The following is a 19,325-nucleotide window of genomic DNA, read 5'->3' as shown; positions in this document are numbered from 1 at the left end:
AGCACTTCAGGTACCAGACTTATTTCGACACGGCGGTTAAGCGCACGCCCTTCCGGGGTGTCGTTGGTTGCGACAGGGCGACTTTCGCCATAGCCCTGCACCGCAAAACAGCTTTCGGGTACGTCGCCGGTGTCACGCATCCAGCCGCGCACCGCTTCGGCACGCTTCAGAGACAGCGTCTGGTTCAGTTGCGGATTGCCGGTGTTATCGGTATGCCCTGACACGACAATCAGCCAGCCCGGCTTCGCTTTAATGCCAACCAGTGAATTCACCAGCATTTTGGTAGAGCCGGCTTTCAGCACGAACTTGCCGGTATCGAACAGCGACATACTGTCCAGCCTTACTATTTTCGGAACCGGTTTTGGTGCTGGCTGCGGTTTAGGAGGCGGCGGCACATACGAGCGGATCGCGTCCAGAAGGGGCATCCGTAGACGTTCTCCCTGATAAAGCCCCAGACCCAACCGGGCCGGTACACCGTTACGTGCATAGTCGTCCAGCAGCGCCGCATTCTCGCGAAGGACCGCAACGGCGGTAGCCTTCGGGCCATAATCATCGATGGAGAGGCTGTCGTAACGGGCTATATCGAAGCTCACGCGATGCAGCAGCTGGCGATTGTTCCAGCCACTGCTGAGCAGCGCGGCGATGGCCGCCAGGGTGAAAAGACCAAGGGCGCAGCGCCAGATGCGGGTCCGGGGAGTAAGTCCACTTCCTTCCGGTAACAGCGGCAGGATGAAATCCGGGAAGGGTGATATCACCGTACTGTCCGTCCCTACCGGTTGCCAGCCGGCTACCTGCTGCATGGCAGTATGACGCGATAACCACGCCGTCCAGGCAGAGGACGCAAGGCTTCCGGCAAGAATCGGCCCCATTCCCCACAGCAACGCTGCAGGTGCAATGGCCGGAACATCAGGATTCTCATCGATGAATACCGCCTGGACATGCTGATGGAACCAACTCATCAGGCTATTCATCAGCACCTGCTGCTGCATCACAGGCGCACCACCAGTGGTGACCCACGCGGCGATCGAACAAGGCGCATTCGACTCACGCCAGACAGTGCACCCTTCATCCGGAATAGCGGCCTGCCAGAGCATGTCATCCGTCATCCCACTGCCGATCTGACCATTCAGAATCCATGGCACAGAATGTCCCGTTTCTTTACGCAACTGGCTGATTTGCCAGCGCAGAGCCAGCAGACGACTTGTCAGGGCTTCGCTGTCGACGTGTTTCTGCGGGCAGACACTGACCATCACCGACAGCTGACGCCCCCAGTCCGGACGCTGCCACAGAATCTGACGGGCTACATGTTCCAGATCCTGATGGTCCTCAACGCGGATCCAGCATCCCTGCGTGACCATCAGTACCGGTGACTGTTGCGGCCAGGTCAGAGGCATATCGCCACAAACCAGCACCACAGGTTGACGGTAAGTGGTTTCAGGAAGGTCATCCAGATGCAGGGTGACGTCATGCTCCCTACGAAATCTGGCGATATACCAGAACGCGACGATAACCCCGAACATCGCCAGCAAAACGAGCACTGAAGCCAGCCGGGATACCGGCAGAAAAGCCAGACAGACCACGGCACTCAGCAGGGCGGCCCACAGCGCAAGAACGCGCTGTTGTACAGGACTCATTTTGCGACTCCCGGCAACAGGGTCAGCAGCATCTGATCGAGCCAGCGATCCAGTCCCCACCAGAGTGCGGCAAGAACAATCACGCTCAGGCCTATGCGCGCGGGCCATGACGCCAGCCAGCCACCCGCCCCGCGCCCCGTGCGGCTTTCTGCCAGAACAGGGTGAGTCTGCGGATAGCTGAACGGCGTAACACGTTCATTGAGGGCGCTGACCAGCTTCTGGCGTTCTGGATCGTTCAGCGAGCGAAAGTTTCCCAGAAATCCGAGCATCATTACACGCTGAAAACAGGTCAGTACGGCATTGTCTGATGCAGGTTCACGAAGCACATCGCGCATCCTGTCACACAAAGTGTCACCCGCGTCCATTGTGCCGAGGAAGTGTCCCTGCAGAGGAATGTCATACCACTGCACACAGGCATCATCCTCTACACCGCGCCCTTTGACCGCCTCATCAAGCAATGCACATTGTGCAGTGATGATATGCTTACAGCTGGCTTCATCGAGTTCACTCGCTTTCAGTTCACGCTGAACGCGTTCCACATCAGCGATACAGCGTTCCCACAAGACCCGACCTTCGCCTTCCTGAAACTGCGGGCCATAGCGAAGGCTGATGACCTGAAGCCAGGTATCCTGCAGCAGTGCGTCAATATCAACAGACACGACCGCTCCGTGTTTACGTTCACTCATGTTCTCAATACCGCAAAGAGTTCAAGTTCAGGCTCGCCGAGCATGCCCGGGACGTAAAACATACATGTCCCACTCTGGAGCATTTCAGTCGCCAGAGGATGGGAGAGATCGAGACTGAAATACTGATTTTCCAGGCGAAGCGGAATGGCAGCCGGCACATGGCGCAGTGGCACCAGGGGCACCCCCACCCGTGATGAATTGACGATACTCCTGACATGGTCAGGGCTGCCGACCTTACACTGACGTGGGAACTGTTCCTGCAGCTGTGCCACCGGCATCGGTGAACGCACTGAGAGGTAATAATCCGCCCCTTCGCGCAGACGCGGGTCATGCAGGCGAGCCTGCCAGAAGTGCAGCCGTGGGTCATAGTCGAGTGCCAGGGCCACCACCCGTGACGGCAGGCTGGCTTCAAGCAGATCGCCAAGCAAGTCAAACAGCGGTGGAAACACTGCATTGAGTTGCTCATGATGCCAGGCCGGAATGGCGCTCACCTGATGCTCCAGGGAGAAGGTCAGCAGGCTCCCCGCCAGGCGAGAAAGTTCCGGATATAGACGCTCCGGTGGGCTTTGCGGGTATCGCTGAAACTGTCCGAGCACGGGCTCGGCGCTGTTCAGCGCATTTAGCAGCCAGAACAGTGATACATCAGCCACGGCGAAGTCTGCCATACGCTCATTGCTTTCACGCCGCATTGCCATCAGACGGCACAGTCGGGCCCGCAGTTGGGTCATCAGCTGTTCCAGCTGAGTTACCAGCCAACGGCTGCCCTGGAGGGTCAACAACGGAGGGAGAAACGTCTCATCCAGTAACCACATCCCCTGTGAGTCCTGCTGCAGGCGGGCGACCGGACAAGTCAGATAATCGCTGTTGTTCTGATGCGCAAAACGCAGCGTCAGTTCCGGCTGCATCACGGCAATCTGACGAGTGTCTTCCCCAAAGGTATTGCGTACATCCCGCCAGCGCTGACGATATCGCACCGGACGCTCGGCCACCTCATCGGGTTTCAGGCAGTTGCCGCCGTTCGCCCGCAGTAGCGGGAGCGCCAGCACCACCGTCACCTCCTGCGTTTCGCTTTCAAGCGACAGTACCGGTGGCAGCGAATCAGCATTGTTTGTATCAATCAGCGTACCGTCCTGAAAACGGACATGCAGATGACGGGCCTGCAGACGTCCAAGCCTGAGAGCTTCCGGCTCGAAGGTAGCATTTATAACCCCCCACGGGCAGGAGAGGCCCAGCCGGGCAATACACTCGGCAGACCAGGCCGCATAAGCGACCTGTTGCTGAAAATGCTGGGGAGCGACCATAATGCCCCTACCCCATAACGGTTGTTCCGTTTTCATCGGCTTCCTGCCTGTTATTACGATTTCGCTTTCGGCATCTGGGAAACCAGCGACAGGTTGACGTCCATCCCTTCCACCTGGAAGTGTGGAATCGCATACAATTTCACGCGGAAGAAGCCTGGGTTATCTTCAATATCTTCCACCACCACTTTTGCATCACGCAGTGGATGAGACGCCTGGAGTTCGTCGCCCGGGTCGGTCATTTCGGTCACCAGACTGCGGACCCAGGTGTTCAGTTCCAGCTCCAGTAGTCGACGATCCTTGGTGGTACCGATGTTCTCGCGCTGAATTAGCTTCAGGTAGTGGGCAATACGCGACAGCAGGAAGATGTACGGCAGACGCGCATTGATACGGCTGTTGGCCGTTGCATCAGCGGTGTCATACAGCGCCGGTTTCTGAGTGGAGTTTGCTGAGAAGAAGCAGGCGTAGTCGCGGTTTTTGTAGTAGGACAACGGAATAAAGCCCAGATTCGCGAATTCGAATTCACGCGTTTCAGGGATCATCACTTCGCTCGGTATTTTTACCTGATTGCCGGTACCCAGGTCATACAGATGGATAGGCAGATCCTGAACCGCACCGCCGGCCTGCGGGCCACGGATTTGGACACACCAGCCGTTATTAATAAAGCTACGCACCATGTTGGAAGCGAAGGCAAACGACGCATTCGTCCACAGGTATTTGTCGTGATCCGGACCTTTGACTTCTTCTACATAGTTGAAACTGCGAACCGGAACGGTATCCGGGCCATACGGTAAACGTCCCAGTACGCGCGGCATCACCAGACCGATGTAGCGAGCGTCGTCCGTATCGCGGAACGATTTCCACTTGATATACTCGGCGCGATCAAAATAGTTACCAATATCTTTAATCGCAGCGACGTCTTCCATTGATTCTTTGAGGAAGAATTTCGGGCCTGCCGAGCCGATAAATGGCATATGTGCAGCCGCAGATACTTTTGAGATGTTGCGCAGCAGAGCGACATCCTGCGCTGAAGCATCGAACTCATAAGCGGAAACCAACGCCGCAATCGGCTCGCCGCCTGGGGTATCATATTCATCAATGTAGGTGTGTTTATACAAACCACTCTGGATGACTTCCGGGCTGTCTTCAAAGTCCTGGCGCAGCTCTTCTTTAGACATGCTCAGAAGCTCGATTTTCACGTTCTGGCGAAAATCTGTTTTATCAATCAGCGACTTCACTCCGCGCCACAGGCTCTCAACCGACTGAAACTCTTCATGGTGCATAACGGCGTCCAGCTGGCGGCTTATCTGGTAGTCGAGCTCAGCGATATGGTGATCGATCAGGCTTTTATCCAGTTTTTCGACCTTCGAGCCTGCCTTGGTCAGGCATTCCAGAAAGACCTGCATACCTGCGGTCAGACGCTCGTCTGCGGTCGCATCCGACATTGCCTGCGCATCTTGCCAGATGTCCAGCGCGCTCAGCTCAGAGACAGGGTTCAGATTGATTTTCTCAAACAGTGAGGCGTACACCCCACCCACAGCAGGGCGTTCCAGCACCACGCTTTCCCCGCCAGCAGTATTATTTTGTACAGACATGAGCATTCCTTGATTAATCCGTTAAAACAGCATGATGATTAAGGTTTTTTTGAAGCCAGCGCGGATAACTCATTTCGCAACTCAGCACTAAGCGTCTGGTCAAGAACGATTTTCTCCAGCTCTTTTCGGAAAGTCTGGTTATCCAGCAGGTTGGCCTTCAGATCGCGGAGCAAGTTGCGCATTGCCAGCATCGCCTTCAGCTGTGGAATTTGGGCCGCCACCTGCTCTGGCGTGAAATCTTTCATGCTCTGGAAAGTCAGCTGAATGTTGTCCTCACCGCCATCTTCAGACAGCGTATTTTTAACGGCCAGATTAACTTTTGGGGAATATTCGGAAAGAACGCTATCAAAATTATTTTTGTTGATATTAACTTTTTCACGCTCCGATATTGGTGCAGATTCCTGTCCATTACTGAAATCACCTGTAACAAGCAATTTCAAGGGTAATTCCATTTTCTTGCTTGCTCCGCCAGTATGCAGGTCAAGCTTCAGGTTAATACGTGCCTTAGGCACCTCATTCTGAAAACTGTCAGCCATTTTATCATCCCTCTTTGTTTAGCTATGCCAACTTCACGGTATCGTTCTTGATGCGCAATAATAGAATAATGATCGAAACAAAATCAAATACACAGATCATTTATCCATGACAAGAATTTTCTTAAGAATTTTTCTCTAATACATTATCGCAAATTGCCTAATTAACTCAGAAAAAGAAACTGCTCTTTTCGCACAAATCGAATATTTGTATCGCAGAAGGGATTGCAGCCAGAGAGATGTTAATAAAAACATCTTGTTTTGATTTGCATCACAGCACCACGCCAAAAAACGCTAAAGAACTGCAATATCTTATTGCGGCACGATTAAAAGGGGAACGTAATCGAGGATAGAAGGCGACCACTCCATTGACAGCATGAATAATACTTAAGAATTTTCATAAAGAAAATTCTTAAGTATTATATGAAGGGGTAAATAAACGCGTAAATATTTAATTTGGCGAAAATCAACGACGCATTTTTTTCGTTACGCTTTCTTTCTGAACGCTAACGCTACTGCGTTCCGCTGAGGCAGGAAAGGCGCTTTCCATGTGAAAGTCGATAAAATCTGTAAAATCAAGGACCTCTCGGGCTGCCGCTTTTTTAATCAAAAACGAGTAATAGCACATATCGTATAACGGTGCTACATTACGCCGCCCGCCCAAATCAGCAGTGGCCAGGCAACGCCGTAAAGTTCGGTAAAGCCTGCAACCATCACCTTGAAGAACGGTCTTATCGGCACGTCGTATCGCAAACTCTGCGCTACCTTTACAGGCTTCATATAGGTTCTACTATTTTGTCTCAATCCAAATTTCAACGCGCGTTTTTACACCCGCGTTACTGGTTTACATGGTTTGGTCTTGGCGTACTCTGGCTGCTGGTTCAACTTCCATACCCGGTCCTGCGCTTGCTAGGGTCGAAACTGGGCAGCGCTTCCCGCGTTTTCCTGAAACGTCGCGAATCCATCGCGCGTAAAAATATTGAGCTTTGTTTTCCGCAGTACAATGCCGAAGAGCGCGAAAAACTCATTGCTGAAAACTTTAAGTCTATCGGCATGGCGCTGCTTGAAACGGGCATGGCCTGGTTCTGGCCGGATGAGCGTGTCCGCAAGTGGTTTGACGTGGAAGGACTGGATAATCTGAAACGCGCGCAGATGCAAAAACGCGGCGTGATGGTCGTCGGCGTTCACTTTATGTCGCTGGAGTTGGGTGGCCGCGTGATGGGGCTTTGTCAGCCAATGATGGCAACTTACAGACCGCACAACAGCGCTCTGATGGAGTGGGTGCAAACGCGTGGCCGCATGCGTTCCAATAAGGCGATGATCAGTCGTAATAACCTGCGCGGTATGGTCGGCGCTCTCAAGAAAGGAGAGGCCGTCTGGTTTGCACCCGATCAGGATTATGGACGTAAAGGCAGCAGCTTTGCCCCCTTCTTTGCGGTGAAAGACGTTGCGACGACTAACGGTACCTTTGTTATTTCTCGGTTATCGGGCGCCTCCATGCTGACCGTGACGATGGTGAGAAAAGCAGATAAATCAGGCTACCGTCTGCACATCTCCCCTGAAATGGCTAACTATCCGGAAAACGAGTGCGAAGCCGCAGCGTTTATCAATAAAGTCATCGAAACTGAAATCATGCGTGCTCCAGAGCAGTATCTGTGGATGCATCGTCGTTTCAAAACACGCCCTCTTGGCGAAGCCTCGCTCTATATTTAAGCTCTTCATGAAGGTTAGTTTCGCTAAGAAACTAACCTTTTCAATCACCTGTCTTCCCGCTGAAAACCCGTCACTCATTGCGTCGCTCAAAGTGAATTTATTGCGTTGTGAAATCAAACTGTCGCCGTTCCACGACACTCGTAAGTAGCGGAAATTATTTAAAAAAATCCCTCTTGTCACCCTTCATTTTTAGGCGTACATTAGCGCCGTCTGGCAACAGGAAAGCACAGAATTCTGAGCTGGAGTCGGCGGCGTAACGGGAAAATTCTCATTTTCGTTTTGACCGGATTTCAGCTCTCTATAATCAGGTGGACTCTGTTTTTAAATGCGTACCACAAGATACGCGGAGCGATGAAACGTGAAATATTTCTTTATGGGCATTTCGGTGATTGTTTTAGTCTGGGCCGGAACCTTTGCCCTGATGATTTAGTGAAGAACATGCAGTCAAAAAAACAGGAGCCATCGGCTCCTGTTTTTTTATGTCATGACGATGCGGGATGTTCTGCGACGCTCTTTGAGGTGAGAAGACCATCGGCACGGAACATACTCTTGATGCCCCTCACCGCCTGACGAATACGGTCGCTGTTTTCAATCAGGGCAAATCGCACATGGGTGTCGCCATAATCACCGAATCCAATGCCAGGCGAGACACACACTTTTGCATCCTGGAGCAGTTTTTTGGCAAACTCCAGCGATCCCATCGCCGCGTACGGTTCCGGAATTTTTGCCCAGACGTACATAGACGCCTTCGGCATTTCCACCATCCAGCCCGCTTCATGCAAGCCTTTTACCAGCACGTCACGGCGGCGCTTATACTGGGCGGCAATCTCGTGAACGCACTGCTGGTCGCCCTCCAGGGCAGCGATAGCCGCGACCTGCAGCGGCGTGAAGGTGCCGTAATCGTGGTAACTCTTAATGCGCGCCAGTGCGCTCACCAGCGTTTTGTTACCCACCATAAAGCCAATACGCCAGCCCGCCATGTTGTAGCTTTTCGACAGGGTAAAGAACTCTACCGCCACGTCACGCGCGCCCGGGACCTGCATAATCGACGGGGCTTTCCAGCCGTCATAGACGATGTCAGCATAGGCTAAATCGTGAACCACCAGCACGTCATAACGCTTAGCCAGCGCAACAACTTTCTCGAAGAAATCAAGCTCCACGCACTGCGCCGTTGGGTTCGACGGGAAGCCGAGGATCATCATCTTCGGTTTCGGATAACTTTCACGAATCGCACGTTCCAGTTCGTTAAAGAAATCGACACCTTCCACCAGCGGCACAGAGCGGACCTGGGCGCCGGCAATCACCGCGCCGTAGATATGGATCGGATAGCTTGGATTAGGCACCAGCACCGTATCGCCATGATCCAGCGTAGCCAGCATCAGGTGTGCCAGCCCCTCTTTCGAGCCGATGGTGACAATCGCTTCACTTTCCGGATCGATATCAACCTGATAGCGATCCTGATACCAGCGCGAGATCGCGCGACGTAACCTGGGAATACCGCGAGAGGTTGAGTAGCCGTGCGTATCCGGGCGCTGGGCAACCGTGCAGAGCTTCTCAACGATATGCGGTGGCGTTGGGCCGTCAGGGTTACCCATGCTGAAATCAATGATGTCTTCGCCGCGCCGACGCGCAGCCATTTTCAGTTCAGCTGTGATATTGAAAACATAAGGGGGGAGACGATCGATACGCGTAAAACGGCGTTCAGGACTGAATTCAGCCATAGATTCCTCAGATTAACGTTAGCGCCCGGACCGTCCGAGCGACGTTGCCACCGATGTGGCATGTTTAGAAAATAACCTGAAAAAAATCATGCTGTCGAGAGGGAAGTGAAAAAAAAGCAATCGCCTGAAAACCGGAACCCTGCTGTGACGAAAAGCGGAAGCCCCTGTTTCAGGGTTGGCTTTCTGATAGCCGTTATTTAACAGGATGATATCAAAACAGTTACCTGACGATACGCAGGCTATAAAAAATCAGGACGTGTCCGTTACCGACAGACAATCCCCTTTAGAAATTGTGGTTTTTCCTCATTTGATAAACCTGACGGATAGCTGGTCAATACGCGCCAGGTTTTTTATCATGGCTCTTTCCCGTTTTCCCAGGTCTACTCGTGCACGAAATATTCACTATGCTGCTGGCGGTTTTTGACCGTGCGGCATTAATGCTGATTTGCCTGTTCTTCCTCATTCGCATTCGCCTGTTTCGCGAGCTGTTGCACAAATCCGCACACTCGCCAAAAGAGCTGCTGGCCGTTACCGCTATCTTTTCCCTGTTCGCCCTGTTCAGCACCTGGTCAGGCGTGCCGGTAGAGGGTTCGCTGGTTAACGTGCGCATTATCGCGGTGATGTCCGGCGGAATTTTGTTTGGCCCGTGGGTGGGCGTCATCACCGGCGTGATTGCCGGAACCCATCGCTATCTGATTGATATCGGCGGCGTGACGGCGGTGCCCTGCTTTATCACCAGCATTATCGCCGGGGTGCTATCCGGCTGGATCAGCCGAAAAATCCCGAAAAAACAGCGCTGGCGCGCCGGGATCGTGGCGGGCATGGTGTGCGAAACGCTGACCATGATCCTGGTCGTTATCTGGGCCCCCACCACCGCGCTGGGGCTGGATATCGTCTCGAAAATCGGTATTCCGATGATTCTGGGCAGCGTGTGCATCGGCTTTATTGTGCTGCTGGTGCAAAGCGTTGAAGGCGAAAAAGAAGCAAGCGCCGCACGTCAGGCCAAGCTGGCGCTGGATATCGCCAACAAAACGCTGCCGCTCTTCCGTCACGTTAACGCGGAATCATTGCGTCAGGTCTGCGAGATCATTCGCCACGACATTCATGCTGACGCTGTCGCCATCACCAATATTGACCACGTGCTGGCCTACGTCGGCGTGGGGGAACACAACTATCGCGACAACGATGACACCATTAGCCCGACCACCAGACAGGCGATTAACTACGGTAAAATCATTATCAAAAACAATGATGAAGCCCACCGAACGCCGGAAATCCACTCCATGCTGGTGATCCCGCTGTGGGAGAAAGGCGTCGTGACGGGCACGCTGAAAATTTATTACTGCCACGCGCATCAGATCACCTCCACGCTGCAGGAGATGGCCATCGGCCTGTCGCAGATTATCTCGACTCAGCTGGAGGTTTCGCGGGCAGAACAGCTGCGTGAGATGGCAAATAAGGCAGAGCTTCGCGCGCTGCAGAGCAAAATCAATCCCCATTTTCTGTTTAACGCGCTGAACGCGATCTCCTCGTCCATTCGTCTTAATCCGGACACCGCGCGCCAGCTGATTTTTAATCTGTCGCGCTATCTGCGCTACAACATCGAGCTGAAAGATGACGAGCAGATCGACATCAAAAAAGAGCTGTATCAGATAAAAGACTACATCGCGATTGAGCAGGCGCGCTTTGGCGACAAGCTCACGGTCATTTACGATATTGATGAAGAGGTCAACTGCGTGATCCCGAGCCTGCTTATCCAGCCGCTGGTCGAAAACGCGATTGTTCACGGCATTCAACCCTGTAAAGGCAAAGGGGTGGTCACTATCAGCATCACCGAAAGCGGAAACCGGGTGAGGATTGCCGTGCGCGATACCGGCCACGGAATTGATCCTAAAGTCATTGAGCGCGTCGAGTCTAACGAGATGCCCGGAAATAAAATCGGCCTGCTGAACGTGCACCACCGGGTCAAGCTGCTTTACGGCGATGGACTGCACATTCAGCGTCTTGAACCGGGCACCGAAATTGCTTTTTACGTCCCGAATGAGCGCTCTCCGGTCCATTCGACAACATCACTGTTGCCCCAGGTGGAGTAACCCATGAAAGTTATTATTGTCGAAGATGAAATTCTGGCTCAACTGGAGCTAACCTGGCTTATCAACACCCACAGCCAGATGGACATTGTGGGTACGTTTGATGACGGTCTGGACGTGTTGAAGTTTTTGCAGCATAACCGGGTCGACGCCATTTTTCTGGATATCAATATTCCGTCGCTGGATGGCGTATTGCTGGCGCAAAACATCAATCAGTTTGCCCATAAGCCGTTTATTGTTTTCGTTACAGCCTGGAAAGAGCACGCCGTAGAGGCCTTCGAGCTGGAGGCGTTTGACTATATCCTTAAGCCTTACCAGGAATCGCGGATTGTCAGCATGCTGCAAAAGCTGGAGGCCGCATGGCAGCAGCAGACAGCCCCTGCTAACGCCAGCCCAACGGTAAGGGACAACGACACCATTAATCTGGTCAAAGATGAGCGCATCATCGTGACGCCGGTCAATGATATCTACTATGCCGAAGCCCATGAAAAGATGACCTTTGTCTATACGCGGCGGGAATCTTACGTGATGGCGATGAACATCACCGAGTTTTGCAGCAAGCTGCCTGCGTCGCACTTTTTCCGCTGCCACCGCTCGTTCTGCGTGAATTTAAACAAGATCCGCGAGATCGAACCGTGGTTTAACAATACCTATATATTGCGTCTGAAGGATCTGGATTTTCAGGTGCCGGTGAGCCGCAGCAAGGTGAAAGAGTTCCGCCAGCTCATGCACCTGTAACGAAAAAGCCCTCTCCCGCGGGAGAGGGCTATACGTCAGAGGATTTGACCGAGAACCTGACGCAGATGGGCCCCCGAACCCAGCAGACCCGGGTTATCATGCACGATCAGATAAACCGGGATGTCCTGCACGTAGCTTCTGAATCGCCCTTTATCCTCAAACCCGCCGCGGAAGCCGGAGGCTTTGAAGAACTCCAGGAAGCGCGGCACAATGCCGCCCGCGATATAAACGCCCCCGAAGGTACCCAGCGTCAACGCAAGGTTGCCGCCGAAGCGTCCCATAATCACGCAGAACAGCGACAGGGCACGACGGCAGTCAATGCAGCTGTCCGCCAGCGCGCGTTCGGTAACGTCTTTTGGCTGTAGATTCTCCGGCCGACGACCGTCTGATTTCACAATCGCCCGGTACAGGTTCACCAGTCCCGGACCTGAAAGGACGCGCTCGGCGGAGACGTGGCCGATCTCCGCGCGCAATTCTTCGAGGATAATGCCCTCTTCTTCGCTGTTAGGCGCAAAGTCCACGTGACCACCTTCACCCGGCAGGCTCACCCAGCGCTGAGCGACATGCACCAGATGTGAAACGCCCAGGCCGGTACCGGCCCCGTAGACCGCAATCGGCTTACCCTCGACCGGTTCAGCGCCGCCAAACTGGATCAGATGCTCAGGCTTCAGCATCGGGATCGCCATGGACACAGCGGTGAAGTCATTGATGATTTCAAGATGCGCAAAGCCGAGGTTTTTTCTCATTTCGGCGATGGAGAATGCCCAGGTATGGTTGGTCATGGCGACCCAGTCGCCGGTTATCGGGCAGGCAATTGCGATGCAGCCATCTTCAACGCTCACCTGATGTTCTTCCAGATAGACGCGGACAACGGCCTCAAGGCTTGGATAATCCAGCCCGGAATAGGTTTTCGCCCGGGAAATTTCACCGCTACTTACATCGCATAATGCGAGGCGCGCGTTCGTGCCGCCCACATCACCTACCAACGCATACTTTGTCATTCTTCAACTGCTCCGCTAAAGTCAAAATAAATCTTTGGGACACTGTAAATTCAAGGCGTGATAACAACAACGACCGGAAGGTGAATGCCCATGGATTATCGATCTTCGTCACAGAATAACTTTACCGTTTCAGCACCTTTTGCACTATTGCCATAAGGCTTAATGTGCAAAGTAACGTAATACCGTTTTGTACAAGGAAATCATCATGCTCCACCCGCGAGCCAGAACCATGCTATTGCTGGCCATTCCGGCGCTCATCATTGGCGTGGTTTCAAGTCTGGTGCTCATTGTCGTGATGAAAGTCGCGTCGGTGCTGCAAACACTATTATGGAACGCGCTTCCTGCAGGACTGGGCGTCCCCGCTGATTCTCCTGCCTGGATCGTTGGAATGCTGACGTTAACCGGTATAGCGGTGGGTCTGGTGATCCGTTTCAGTCCCGGCCATGCCGGCCCCGATCCGGCACAGGAACCGTTGATTGGTGCCCCGGTTGCGCCCTCGGCGTTGCCAGGGCTAATCATTGCGTTGATTCTGGGCCTTGCCGGCGGCGTCAGTCTGGGTCCTGAGCACCCGATTATGGCCGTGAATATTGGCCTGGCGGTTTTTCTCGGTTCACGCATTTTGCCTCGTGTCGGCGCGCTGGACTGGACCATTCTCGCCTCCGCAGGCACCATCGGGGCGCTTTTCGGCACGCCCGTTGCGGCAGCACTGATCTTTTCGCAGACGCTCAGTAGCAATAACGACGTCCCGCTGTGGGATAAGCTGTTTGCGCCGCTGATGGCCGCCGCAGCCGGGGCGTTGACCACCAGCCTGTTTTTCCATCCCCATTTTTCACTCTCCCTGCCCCACTACGGCCAGATGCAAATCGCTGATATTTTCAGCGGCGCCATCGTCGTCGCCATCGCCATTGCGCTGGGCATGGTGGCGGTATGGTGTCTTCCACGTCTGCACCGGCTAATGCACAGACTCAAACACCCGGTGTTGATTCTGGGAGCCGGCGGTTTGATCCTCGGTATCTTAGGGGCAATCGGTGGGCCGGTGACGTTGTTCAAAGGTCTGGACGAGATGCAGCAGCTGGCCTTCAGCCAGGTATTTAGCGTCTCCGACTATCTGCTGTTTGCCGTAATCAAGCTGGCAGCGCTGGTGGTGGCCGCCGCCTGTGGTTTCCGCGGTGGACGCATCTTCCCGGCGGTCTTTGTCGGCGTCGCGCTGGGGCTGATGCTGCACGAGCATGTCGATGCGGTCCCTGCGGCGATTACCGTCTCTTGTTCTATTCTGGGGCTGGTTCTGGTGGTCACGCGCGACGCCTGGCTAAGCCTGTTTATGGCGGCGGTAGTCGTACCGGATTCGACGCTTTTCCCTCTGCTTTGTATCGTGATGTTGCCCGCCTGGCTCCTGCTGGCGGGCAAACCGATGATGATGGCCTGGCGAAACGACAAATAATCAGGCGCTATTGCGCGCCTCCAGCGCTTTGGTAATCGCCCCCAGCAGCGGCGGGATATCCGCTTTCGGCAGCATCACCTCAATCAGCGAGAGCCGCTCGTGGTGCGCTACTTTTTCAAGGACGTCCGCCAGCTGCTCCGCTTCACTGACCCGCCAGCACTGGGCCTGAGGATCAAGGCTCAGAGCCTGCGGGATTTGCGTCCAGTTCCATAGCGCAATGTCGTTATACCGCTGCTCAGGCCCATGGATCGCTCTTTCCACCGTGTACCCTTCGTTGTTAAGAACCAGAATGATGGGGTGTTGTTTATCCCGCAGCATCGAGCCGAGCTCCTGGATGGTGAGCTGCGCCGCGCCATCCCCCGTCAGAACAATCACGCGCCGGTTCGGGCAGGCCGTCTGTGCGCCAAAGGCCGCCGCCAGCGTATAGCCAATCGATCCCCACAGCGGCTGGACGATAAAATTCACGTCCGCCGGCAGACGAAGGTCGATCGCGCCGAAGGCCGATGTGCCCTGATCCGCAAGAATGATGTCTCCCGGACGAATAAACGTCTGCAGCGTTTGCCAGAAATTCGCCTGCGTCAGCGAGCCATCCGGCTGCGGGTAGGCCATCAAGTTTTGAGAGGACGGTACGGGCGTACCGTGCACGTGCTGTTTACACAACTCCACCAGCGTTTCGATTGCCTGAAGCATGGGGATGCCGGTAAACCAGATATCACCAACGCGTGAAGCATGAGGCTGAACTTCTATCGTTTGTGCCGGGGTGAGCTGATGCGTGAAGCCGGCGGTAAGGGTATCGGTAAATCGCGTCCCGATGCACAGCACGATATCAGCCCCTTCAATCGCCTCTTTTACCGCGCCGGCGCTCGCCGAGCCGCTGTAGGTGCCGTAAAAACCAGCGTGACGTTCGTCAAATATTCCTTTGCCCATCAGCATGGTGGCATGTGCCATCGGCACGTCTTTAACCCATTTCTGTAGCGCATGCTTCAGGCCATGGCGCAGGACAAGGAAATCGGCCAGCAGCGCAGTACGCTTGCTTCTGGCAAGCTTGTTCTCAGCGGCCTCCCGGAACGCTTTCAGGCAGGCGCTATCGGCATGCGCATGGCGGAGCGTGAGAGCGCTTACAGGAGGCGTGGCGGCCTTTTTTGCCACGTCGGCAGGCAACATCAGATAGCCGGGGCGACGCTCCCGGAGCATAGTGGTTAACACCCGGTCGATTTCATAGCAGGCGTTTTGTTCGGTCAGGATCGCTTGTGCAGCAGTAATCGGCTCGCTCATATGATAAAAATGACGAAACTCACCGTCGCCCAGCGTGTGGTGCAGTAGCTCCCCTCTTTGCTGTGACGCCATACCCGGCGCCCCCACAATATGCAGTACCGGAACATGTTCGGCATAGCTGCCCGCAATGCCGTTCATGGCGCTTAACTCTCCTACGCCAAATGTCGTCAGCAGCGCGGCGAAGCCCTTACATCGGGCATATCCGTCCGCGGCATAAGAGGCGTTTAACTCGTTGGCACAGCCCACCCAGCAGATATCGGGGCTGTCTATCACGTGGTCGAGAAACTGCAGGTTATAGTCGCCCGGCACGCCAAACAGATGATCGGCTCCACAATCTGTAAGACGGTCCAGCAGGTAATCGGCGACGCAGTATGGGGTACGCATGAACAGGTATCCTTCTAATGTTGACCTCACCTTGAGTATTAAATAAGCGTGATGGCTGTCCAGAATTGGCGATAAGAAGGGCATGGAAAGAATGCTTTACAAAAAAGGCTGCGCTATGCTGCTTTTTTTCCTAAAAATGTAAACGCATACACTGATTTTTCACTTCAGCGCCAGAGGTTTCGAAAATGGGTTATCAGCCGGACAAAAACCGTTACAGGACAATCGAGTATCGCCGCTGTGGGCAGAGCGGGCTCAGGTTGCCCGCCATCTCGCTCGGGCTATGGCATAACTTTGGTGACACCACGCTTATCGAAAACAGCCGTCAACTTTTACAGCGTGCGTTCGATCTGGGCATTACGCATTTCGACCTTGCCAACAACTATGGCCCGCCACCGGGATCGGCCGAACGTAATTTCGGCCGTATTTTACAGGAGGACTTCCAGCCCTGGCGCGACGAGCTAATCATCTCTACCAAAGCGGGCTATACCATGTGGGAGGGTCCTTACGGCGACTGGGGGTCACGCAAATACCTGCTGGCAAGCCTCGATCAAAGCCTGAAGAGGATGGGGCTGGAGTATGTGGATATCTTCTATCATCACCGTCCTGACCCACAGACGCCGCTGCAGGAAACCATGAAAGCGCTTGACCATGCGGTGCGCCAGGGGAAGGCTCTGTATGTTGGATTATCCAACTACCCCGCTGAACTGGCCCGCAAGGCGATTGATATCCTTGACGATCTCGGTACGCCCTGCCTGATCCACCAGCCGAAATATTCCCTGTTTGAGCGTGCGCCGGAAGAGGGATTGCTGGACGTGCTGCAGGAAAAAGGAGTCGGCTGTATTCCCTTCTCGCCGCTGGCCGGTGGGCAACTGACCAACCGCTATCTGAACGGCATTCCCGCAGACTCACGCGCGGCAAGCGGCAGTCAGTTCCTTAACCCCGACCAGCTCACCGAAGAGAAGCTGGAGAAGATTAGAAAGCTGAACGCCATGGCGGAAGAGCGCGGCCAGAAGCTGTCCCAGATGGCGCTGGCCTGGGTATTACGTCATGAGAATGTGACCTCAGTGCTGATTGGGGCGAGTAAAGCGGCTCAAATTGATGACGCCGTGGGGATGCTGGCAAACCGCCATTTCTCTGTGGATGAGTTGGCCCGTATAGACGCGATCCTGAGCAGTTCAATATAAAACCGTTTTTAGCAAAAAGTGCTCTCCCCCCAGGAATTCGGAGTTGAGGCGATGATACGAAGCTTTACCAACTCGTAAAATTGCGTTAACAGGCCCACCAAAGGCCCCGATCGTGAAGGAGAAAGAGTATGTTCAGGTCACTGATTCTTGCAGCGGTATTACTGGCTTCGGCGCCGCTGATCGCCACTGCGGGCGAAATCACCCTGTTGCCATCAGTAAAATTACAAATTGGCGATCGTGACGACTACGGCAGATACTGGGACGGCGGCTACTGGCGCGACCGTGACTACTGGCACCGTCATTATGAATGGCGCGGCGATCGCTGGTGGAAACATGATAACGGCAGACACCGCGGCTGGTATAAAGACAACGCGTATGAGCGCGGCTACCGTGAAGGCTGGAACGATCGTGACGACCGTCGCGGCGGCTGGGGTCGCGGGAAAGGTCATGGTCACGGCCATCACCACTAACAAAAAAAGGAGCCATGGAGGCTCCTTTTTTTGTTAAAGACCCAGTGCGGTTCCCACCAACAACCACAGGTTCAGCGCAACGACCACCACCACGATGGCCCATCCTGTTCGTTTTACCAGCGTTGAGTTAACCAGCTCGCCCATCAGAGTTTTGTTGCTGGTAAAGATCAGCAGCGGCACCAGCGCCAGCGCGATACCAAAACTCAGCAGAACCTGGCTCATGACCAGAATTCGCGTTGGGTCGAGACCCATCAGAATCACCACAAATGACGGCAGCATGGTGACGGAGCGACGAACCCACAGCGGAATGTGGAAGCGGACAAACCCCTGCATCACAACCTGGCCTGCCAGCGTGCCCACCACCGTAGAAGAGAGGCCGGCAGCTACCAGGCTGAGACCAAATATCGTGGCGGCAGCATGGCTCAGCAACGGCTCCAGCGTGAGATACGCCTGGTCGAGATCGGCAATACCGGTATGACCGTTAAAGTGGAAAGCCGCGGCTGCAGTCGCCATCATCGCCAGGTTTACAAACCCCGCGATAGTCATAGCGATCGCGACGTCCCACTTGGTGGCGGAGTAACGTTCTTTACGCGTCCCACCGTGGAGATGCTGCGTCAGCGAGGAGTGCAAATAAATCACGTGCGGCATGATGGTCGCCCCTAGCACCCCGGCGGCCAGGAACACCGCTTCCGAGGTTGGCAGGCTTGGGATCGCCATCCCTTTACCGAGCTGTGCCAGATTCGGCTGTGAGAAAATCAGCTCGACAATGTAGGCCGCCGCCACAAACAGCAGCAGACCACCAATGACCTTTTCCAGCGGCTTTTGGCCCCGACGCTGCAGCATAAGGATGAGGAAAGTGGCAATCCCGGTCAGCACCGCCCCTTGCAACAGCGACACGCCCAGAATCAGCTTAAAGCCGATCGCTGCACCGATAAACTCAGCGAGGTCAGTGGCCATGGCGATGATTTCAGCCTGAACCCAGTAGAGCCAGACTGCGGGACGCGGGTAATAGTCGCGAATTTGCTCCGCCAGGTTTTTACCCGTCGCAATCCCCAGCTTTGCGGAGAGCATCTGAATCAGCATCGCCATCAGGTTAGCCCAGACCACCACCCACAGCAGCTTATAGCCGAAGCTGGCCCCGGCCTGAATATTGGTCGCAAAGTTTCCTGGATCGATATAGCCAATGGCAGCGATGAACGCAGGTCCCATTAATGCGAACCGCAACTTGCGCGCGGCTCTGCCACTGCTACCCTCTACGCGACTGTTTGTCATTTCTGCCTCTGAAATATAGCCTTTGCTATGTTTAATGCTATCAAAATGAGAATGATTATCAAGATCATTTATAAAGTTTGCAGTGATTTCTCTGATAGCTTTGAACGATAGACGGGCGGGTAAGTGGGGCGATCTAACCGAAACTGAAATCGCGCATGCTTTTGTGAAGACTAGCACACAAACTTAACTTTTCACGCATTTACCTAACATAACAAAAATGTATTGTGGATCACTATTTTTGAGACTCGTCACAGGATGTAACTATAGTGTGTCCTCGATCTCGTTTTCTT

At 54.2% G+C, this 19,325-nt stretch carries 16 protein-coding genes and 1 pseudogene; 7 read left to right on the top strand and 10 right to left on the bottom strand.

The features are described 5' to 3' along the window. Nucleotides 1-5: 5 nt before the first annotated feature. The 6 genes and pseudogenes from F0319_RS05360 to F0319_RS22230 all read right to left on the bottom strand — a co-directional run. Nucleotides 6-1,634, bottom strand: a pseudogene (locus F0319_RS05360) (OmpA family protein); the annotation flags it as partial. Beyond that, nucleotides 1,631-2,320, bottom strand: a complete 690-nt coding sequence (gene tssL / locus F0319_RS05355; RefSeq protein ID WP_149366422.1) for a type VI secretion system protein TssL, short form — start codon at nt 2,318-2,320, stop codon at nt 1,631-1,633. The gene tssL and the pseudogene F0319_RS05360, both read right to left, overlap by 4 nt. Further along, the gene (gene tssK, locus F0319_RS05350; protein WP_149366421.1) at nt 2,317-3,657 is read right to left on the bottom strand and encodes a type VI secretion system baseplate subunit TssK; all 1,341 of its coding nucleotides are present in this window, start codon (nt 3,655-3,657) and stop codon (nt 2,317-2,319) included. The genes tssL and tssK overlap by 4 nt, the downstream gene beginning before the upstream one ends. Before the next feature lie 17 nt (nt 3,658-3,674). Beyond that, the gene (gene tssC / locus F0319_RS05345) at nt 3,675-5,219 is read right to left on the bottom strand and encodes a type VI secretion system contractile sheath large subunit (protein WP_127731863.1); all 1,545 of its coding nucleotides are present in this window, start codon (nt 5,217-5,219) and stop codon (nt 3,675-3,677) included. Between the two features lie 32 nt (nt 5,220-5,251). Then, the gene (tssB, locus tag F0319_RS05340; RefSeq protein WP_111965220.1) at nt 5,252-5,749 is read right to left on the bottom strand and encodes a type VI secretion system contractile sheath small subunit; all 498 of its coding nucleotides are present in this window, start codon (nt 5,747-5,749) and stop codon (nt 5,252-5,254) included. Between the two features lie 639 nt (nt 5,750-6,388). Beyond that, a complete protein-coding gene (locus F0319_RS22230) occupies nt 6,389-6,526 on the bottom strand; it encodes a hypothetical protein (RefSeq protein ID WP_159427010.1) in 138 nt (45 codons plus the stop codon). Between the two features lie 12 nt (nt 6,527-6,538). On the opposite strand from F0319_RS22230, the gene lpxP reads away from it, so the two are divergent. Beyond that, on the top strand, nt 6,539-7,459 hold the full coding sequence (lpxP, locus tag F0319_RS05335) for a kdo(2)-lipid IV(A) palmitoleoyltransferase (RefSeq protein ID WP_024907634.1): 921 nt from the start codon (nt 6,539-6,541) through the stop codon (nt 7,457-7,459). 358 nt (nt 7,460-7,817) lie between these two features. Next, a complete protein-coding gene (gene ypdK / locus F0319_RS05330; RefSeq protein ID WP_099458937.1) occupies nt 7,818-7,889 on the top strand; it encodes a membrane protein YpdK in 72 nt (23 codons plus the stop codon). 52 nt (nt 7,890-7,941) lie between these two features. Here ypdK and alaC read toward each other — a convergent pair whose 3' ends face one another. After that, nucleotides 7,942-9,180: an alanine transaminase gene (gene alaC / locus F0319_RS05325; protein ID WP_023308710.1), complete on the bottom strand. Its 1,239-nt coding sequence runs from the start codon at nt 9,178-9,180 to the stop codon at nt 7,942-7,944. A 386-nt stretch (nt 9,181-9,566) separates the two neighbouring features. On the opposite strand from alaC, the gene F0319_RS05320 reads away from it, so the two are divergent. Beyond that, nucleotides 9,567-11,273, top strand: coding sequence for a sensor histidine kinase (locus F0319_RS05320; protein ID WP_115875940.1), 1,707 nt, complete (start codon nt 9,567-9,569; stop codon nt 11,271-11,273). 3 nt (nt 11,274-11,276) lie between these two features. Further along, on the top strand, nt 11,277-12,008 hold the full coding sequence (locus tag F0319_RS05315; protein ID WP_149366420.1) for a LytR/AlgR family response regulator transcription factor: 732 nt from the start codon (nt 11,277-11,279) through the stop codon (nt 12,006-12,008). 35 nt (nt 12,009-12,043) lie between these two features. Here the strand turns inward: F0319_RS05315 and glk are convergent, their stop codons facing one another. Further along, nucleotides 12,044-13,009 (bottom strand): glucokinase, encoded by a 966-nt coding sequence (gene glk / locus F0319_RS05310; protein WP_149366419.1) that lies wholly within the window; start codon nt 13,007-13,009, stop codon nt 12,044-12,046. Between the two features lie 205 nt (nt 13,010-13,214). On the opposite strand from glk, the gene F0319_RS05305 reads away from it, so the two are divergent. Next, a complete protein-coding gene (locus F0319_RS05305) occupies nt 13,215-14,450 on the top strand; it encodes an ion channel protein (RefSeq protein WP_127731869.1) in 1,236 nt (411 codons plus the stop codon). Here the strand turns inward: F0319_RS05305 and ipdC are convergent, their stop codons facing one another. Beyond that, nucleotides 14,451-16,109, bottom strand: a complete 1,659-nt coding sequence (ipdC, locus tag F0319_RS05300) for an indolepyruvate decarboxylase (protein ID WP_111965215.1) — start codon at nt 16,107-16,109, stop codon at nt 14,451-14,453. It lies immediately after the preceding gene. A 185-nt stretch (nt 16,110-16,294) separates the two neighbouring features. Between ipdC and mgrA the strand changes: the two genes are divergently transcribed. After that, the gene (gene mgrA / locus F0319_RS05295) at nt 16,295-17,293 is read left to right on the top strand and encodes an L-glyceraldehyde 3-phosphate reductase (RefSeq protein WP_149366418.1); all 999 of its coding nucleotides are present in this window, start codon (nt 16,295-16,297) and stop codon (nt 17,291-17,293) included. A 128-nt stretch (nt 17,294-17,421) separates the two neighbouring features. Next, nucleotides 17,422-17,763 carry a DUF2502 domain-containing protein gene (locus tag F0319_RS05290; RefSeq protein WP_111965213.1) on the top strand — a complete coding sequence of 114 codons (342 nt, stop codon included), beginning with the start codon at nt 17,422-17,424 and terminating at the stop codon, nt 17,761-17,763. 33 nt (nt 17,764-17,796) lie between these two features. On the opposite strand, the gene F0319_RS05285 is transcribed toward F0319_RS05290, so the two are convergent. After that, nucleotides 17,797-19,035 (bottom strand): Nramp family divalent metal transporter, encoded by a 1,239-nt coding sequence (locus F0319_RS05285; RefSeq protein ID WP_149366417.1) that lies wholly within the window; start codon nt 19,033-19,035, stop codon nt 17,797-17,799. Nucleotides 19,036-19,325 lie beyond the last annotated feature (290 nt).

This window comes from Enterobacter vonholyi (assembly GCF_008364555.1).
In the GTDB taxonomy this organism is placed as follows: domain Bacteria; phylum Pseudomonadota; class Gammaproteobacteria; order Enterobacterales; family Enterobacteriaceae; genus Enterobacter; species Enterobacter vonholyi.
Note: the sequence above shows the minus strand (reverse complement) of the source record. Positions and strands in the feature narration are given on the sequence as shown.

Excerpts from the sequence above, each read along its gene's own strand:
- tssL (WP_149366422.1), bottom strand. The coding sequence starts at position 2,320 with ATGAGTGAACGTAAACACGGAGCGGTCGTGTCTGTTGATATTGACGCA.
- tssK (WP_149366421.1), bottom strand. The coding sequence starts at position 3,657 with ATGAAAACGGAACAACCGTTATGGGGTAGGGGCATTATGGTCGCTCCC.
- tssC (WP_127731863.1), bottom strand. The coding sequence starts at position 5,219 with ATGCTCATGTCTGTACAAAATAATACTGCTGGCGGGGAAAGCGTGGTG.
- tssB (WP_111965220.1), bottom strand. The coding sequence starts at position 5,749 with ATGGCTGACAGTTTTCAGAATGAGGTGCCTAAGGCACGTATTAACCTG.
- F0319_RS22230 (WP_159427010.1), bottom strand. The coding sequence starts at position 6,526 with ATGAAGCCTGTAAAGGTAGCGCAGAGTTTGCGATACGACGTGCCGATA.
- alaC (WP_023308710.1), bottom strand. The coding sequence starts at position 9,180 with ATGGCTGAATTCAGTCCTGAACGCCGTTTTACGCGTATCGATCGTCTC.
- F0319_RS05315 (WP_149366420.1), top strand. The coding sequence starts at position 11,277 with ATGAAAGTTATTATTGTCGAAGATGAAATTCTGGCTCAACTGGAGCTA.
- glk (WP_149366419.1), bottom strand. The coding sequence starts at position 13,009 with ATGACAAAGTATGCGTTGGTAGGTGATGTGGGCGGCACGAACGCGCGC.
- F0319_RS05305 (WP_127731869.1), top strand. The coding sequence starts at position 13,215 with ATGCTCCACCCGCGAGCCAGAACCATGCTATTGCTGGCCATTCCGGCG.
- ipdC (WP_111965215.1), bottom strand. The coding sequence starts at position 16,109 with ATGCGTACCCCATACTGCGTCGCCGATTACCTGCTGGACCGTCTTACA.
- mgrA (WP_149366418.1), top strand. The coding sequence starts at position 16,295 with ATGGGTTATCAGCCGGACAAAAACCGTTACAGGACAATCGAGTATCGC.
- F0319_RS05290 (WP_111965213.1), top strand. The coding sequence starts at position 17,422 with ATGTTCAGGTCACTGATTCTTGCAGCGGTATTACTGGCTTCGGCGCCG.
- F0319_RS05285 (WP_149366417.1), bottom strand. The coding sequence starts at position 19,035 with ATGACAAACAGTCGCGTAGAGGGTAGCAGTGGCAGAGCCGCGCGCAAG.